The organism is Streptomyces sp. NRRL S-118 (assembly GCF_000716335.1).
Taxonomy (GTDB): Bacteria; Actinomycetota; Actinomycetes; order Streptomycetales; family Streptomycetaceae; genus Streptomyces.
Window position 1 is genome coordinate 1 of record NZ_JOBL01000282.1, and the last position, 4,377, is coordinate 4,377.

2 protein-coding genes are annotated in these 4,377 nt (G+C 71.6%); both read left to right on the forward strand.

The window, feature by feature from the left end:
- A partial coding sequence (locus IH00_RS42585; RefSeq protein ID WP_052411152.1) for a hypothetical protein occupies positions 1–577 on the forward strand: 577 nt, incomplete at its 5' end.
- 529 nt (positions 578–1,106) lie between these two features.
- Positions 1,107–4,238, forward strand: a complete 3,132-nt coding sequence (ileS, locus tag IH00_RS0103245) for an isoleucine--tRNA ligase (RefSeq protein ID WP_031069308.1) — start codon at positions 1,107–1,109, stop codon at positions 4,236–4,238.
- Positions 4,239–4,377 lie beyond the last annotated feature (139 nt).

Genomic DNA, 4,377 nt, shown 5'->3' on the forward strand with positions numbered 1-4,377 from the left:
GCCCGACGCGTGCGTGGCGGGCGCCTTCCTGGCGGTCTTCTTCTTGGAGGACGCTTCTTCGGCGGGTGCCGTTGACGTGGGTGGCTCCTCGGCAACCGCCTCCGGTGCAGACGTCCTCTTCGCGGACGCCTTCTTGTGGGGCGTTTCCTTTGCGGCCGCCTTCCTGGAGGACGTTTCCTCGGCGGGCGACGTCCTGGCCACGGTCTTCCTCGCGGGAGCCTCCTTGGCGGCTGTCTTCTTGGCGGACGCCTTTCGGGCAGCCCTTCCGGCGGCCGGCTCCCCCCCTGCCCCAGCGGCGGCCTTTCCGGCCTGCGTCTTCCCCGCCGGGGCCCTCCGCGCGGGCGCCGCGTCCACCAGCACCTCGGCGCGGGCCTCGGCGACCGGACCGGGGGCCTTCCTGGCGGGGGCCTTCCGCGAGGCGGCAGCGGACGACCTCGTGGAAACCCGGTGCGCAGGCGCCCGCGCGGGTGCCTCCGCCGGCGCGGCCCGCGCCGCCTTCGCGGTCGTCTTCCTGGCGGCCGTCTTCTCCGCGGCGGTCTTCTTCGCCACCATGTCGCGGCCCCTTCACATATTGTGATCTTGCTCGCGAATCGTGCTGGGACGATAAATCGACTCCAGCCCCGCGGCAACGGGGCACGCCGCCGGTTCCGGTGGCCCCATGCCCGCGGCAGGACAGCCTGCATCCGTTGTGCCCAGCTCCCCGCGCCGTAATCCGGCCACCTCGGCCGTTGCGGAGCTGGCGGCGCGCATGTGGCCATTCGGGTCACCCCGCCGCCCGCCGCGGCGCCGGCGAAAAGCGGTCGGCTCCGCCCCCGCGAGGCCCGTACACTGGGCGGAGCGAAAGGCGTGGATGGGGACCAGTAGCGTCGTACGCAGCCATGAGCGACCCGGGGACGGTGAGAGCCCGGGGGCGAGCCCGACGTGAATCATCACCCCGGAGCCGCCGGAAGAACGCCGCAAGGCCAGTAGAACCGGCATCGCGACCCCAATGAGGGGGCTCAGGACGTCCGGCCGGACGCCCGGGGCCAAGGAGGGTGGTACCGCGGGAGCACGCAGCGCGCTCTCGTCCCTCCGACGGAACGAGGAACAGTCCGCCGGAGGATTCGATGTCGCAGTACCGCCAGGTACCCGCCCAGGTCGACCTGCCCGCCCTCGAGCACGCCGTGCTCGAGTTCTGGCGCGAGCAGAAGATCTTCGCCAAGAGCCTCGAGCAGTCCGAGGGCCGCCCGGAGTGGGTCTTCTACGAGGGCCCCCCGACCGCCAACGGCATGCCCGGCGCCCACCACATCGAGGCCCGCGTCTTCAAGGACGTGTTCCCCCGCTTCCGCACCATGCGGGGCTACCACGTCGCCCGCAAGGCCGGCTGGGACTGCCACGGCCTGCCGGTCGAGCTCGCCGTGGAGAAGGAGCTCGGCTTCTCCGGCAAGAAGGACATCGAGGCGTACGGCATCGCCGAGTTCAACGCCAAGTGCCGCGAGTCCGTGACCCGCCACACCGACGCGTTCGCCGAGCTGACGACCCGCATGGGCTACTGGGTCGACCTGGACGACGCCTACCGGACGATGGACCCGGAGTACGTCCAGTCGGTCTGGTGGTCCCTGAAGGAGATCTTCGACAAGGGGCTCCTGGTCCAGGACCACCGCGTCGCCCCCTGGTGCCCGCGCTGCGGCACGGGCCTGTCCGACCACGAGCTGGCGCAGGGGTACGAGACGGTCGTCGACCCGTCCGTCTTCGTGCGCTTCCCGCTGACCTCCGGCCCGCTCGCGGGCGAGGCCGCCCTCCTGGTCTGGACGACGACCCCCTGGACCCTCGTCTCCAACACCGCCGTCGCCGCCCACCCCGAGGTCACCTACGTCGTCGCCACCAACGGCGAGGAGAAGCTGGTCGTCGCCCGGCCGCTGCTGGAGAAGGCGCTCGGCGAGGGCTGGGAGGCCACCGGGCAGACCTTCACCGGCGCCGAGATGGAGCGCTGGACGTACGAGCGCCCCTTCGAGCTCGTCGAGTTCCCCGCGCCGGCCCACTTCGTCGTGAACGCCGACTACGTGACCACCGAGGACGGTACGGGTCTGGTCCACCAGGCGCCCGCCTTCGGTGAGGACGACCTCAAGGTCTGCCGCGCGTACGGCCTGCCCGTCGTGAACCCGGTCCGGCCGGACGGCACCTTCGAGGAGGACCTCGCTCTCGTCGGCGGCCAGTTCTTCAAGAAGGCCGACGAGGCCCTCACCGCCGACCTCCAGGCCCGCGGCCTGCTCTTCAAGCACATCGCGTACGAGCACAGCTACCCGCACTGCTGGCGCTGCCACACGGCACTGCTCTACTACGCCCAGCCGTCGTGGTACATCCGTACGACCGCGGTCAAGGACCGGCTGCTGGAGGAGAACGAGAACACCAACTGGTTCCCGGACTCCGTCAAGCACGGCCGCTTCGGCGACTGGCTGAACAACAACATCGACTGGGCGCTGTCCCGCAACCGCTACTGGGGCACGCCGCTGCCGATCTGGCGCTGCGAGGAGGGCCACCTCACCTGTGTCGGCTCGCTCGCCGAGCTGAGCGAGCTCACGGGCTCCGACCAGTCGTCCCTGGACCCGCACCGCCCGTACATCGACGACGTGACCTTCCCCTGCCCGACGTGCCGGGGGACGGCGACGCGCGTCCCCGAGGTCATCGACGCCTGGTACGACTCGGGCTCCATGCCGTTCGCGCAGTACGGCTACCCGTACAAGAACAAGGACCTGTTCGAGAAGCGCTACCCGGCGCAGTTCATCTCGGAGGCGATCGACCAGACCCGCGGCTGGTTCTACACGCTGATGGCCGTCGGCACCCTGGTCTTCGACAAGTCGTCGTACGAGAACGTGGTCTGCCTGGGCCACATCCTCGCCGAGGACGGCCGGAAGATGTCCAAGCACCTGGGCAACATCCTCCAGCCGATCCCGCTCATGGACCAGCACGGCGCGGACGCGGTGCGCTGGTTCATGGCGGCCGGCGGCTCCCCGTGGGCGGCGCGGCGCGTGGGCCACGGAACGATCCAGGAGGTCGTCCGCAAGACGCTCCTGACGTACTGGAACACCGTCGCATTCCAGGCGCTGTACGCGCGGACGTCCGGCTGGGCGCCGTCGGCCGAGGACCCGGCCCCGGCGGACCGGCCGCTGCTGGACCGCTGGCTGCTGTCCGAGCTGCACGCGCTCGTGGACCAGGTGACGCAGGCCCTGGAGGCCTACGACACCCAGCGCGCCGGCAAGCTGCTGTCGGCCTTCGTGGACGACCTGTCGAACTGGTACGTGCGCCGCTCACGCCGCCGCTTCTGGCAGGGCGACAAGGCGGCCCTGCGCACCCTCCACGACGTCGTGGAGACCGTCACGCGCCTGATGGCCCCGCTGACCCCGTTCATCACCGAGCGGGTCTGGCAGGACCTGGTCGTGCCGGTGACGCCGGAGGCACCCGAGTCGGTCCACCTGTCCGGCTGGCCGGAGCCGGACCTGTCCGCCATCGACCCCTCCCTCTCCTCGCAGATGGCGCTCGTCCGCCGCCTGGTGGAGCTGGGCCGCGCCACGCGAGCGGAGTCCGGGGTCAAGACCCGCCAGCCCCTCTCGCGGGCGCTCGTCGCCGCGGCGGGCTTCGAGTCGCTCTCGACCGAGCTGCACGCCCAGATCACGGAGGAGCTGAACGTCTCCTCGCTCGCCTCCCTCTCCGAGGTGGGCGGCTCGCTGGTCGACACGACCGCCAAGGCGAACTTCCGCGCCCTGGGCAAGCGCTTCGGCAAGGGCGTCCAGGACGTGGCGAAGGCGATCGCCGCGACGGACGCGGCGGCGCTGTCCCTGGCCCTGCGCGGTGGCGAGGCCACCCTGGAGGTCAACGGCGAGACGATCACGCTCACGCCGGACGAGGTGATCATCACCGAGACGCCGCGTGAGGGCTGGTCGGTCGCCTCCGACGCGGGCGCGACGGTCGCCCTGGACCTGGAGATCACCCCCGAGCTGCGCCGCGCGGGCCTCGCCCGTGACGCGATCCGCCTGATCCAGGAGGCCCGGAAGAACAGCGGCCTGGACGTCGCGGACCGGATCGCGCTGCGCTGGCGGTCCACGGACCCGGAGGTCGCCTCGGCCCTCACGGACCACGCGGCCCTGATCGCCGACGAGGTCCTGTGCACGGACTTCGCCGACACCGAGGCCGACGACACCTTCGGCGCTCCGTTCTCGGACGAGTCCCTGTCCCTGACGTTCCGCCTCCGCAAGGCGTAACCCGCACGCGGAAGGGCCCGGCCGCACGCCGCGGCCGGGCCCTTCCGCGTTCTCCGCCCCGCCCCCGACGCGTACGGCGGGCGGCTCCCCCCCCCGTTACCGTTTTCGTGGCTCCGCAATGGGGCCTCCGGCCTTCGGG

What these genes read in the sequence shown, in the direction of transcription:
- ileS (WP_031069308.1), top strand. Translation starts at nt 1,107, where the DNA reads ATGTCGCAGTACCGCCAGGTACCCGCCCAGGTCGACCTGCCCGCCCTC.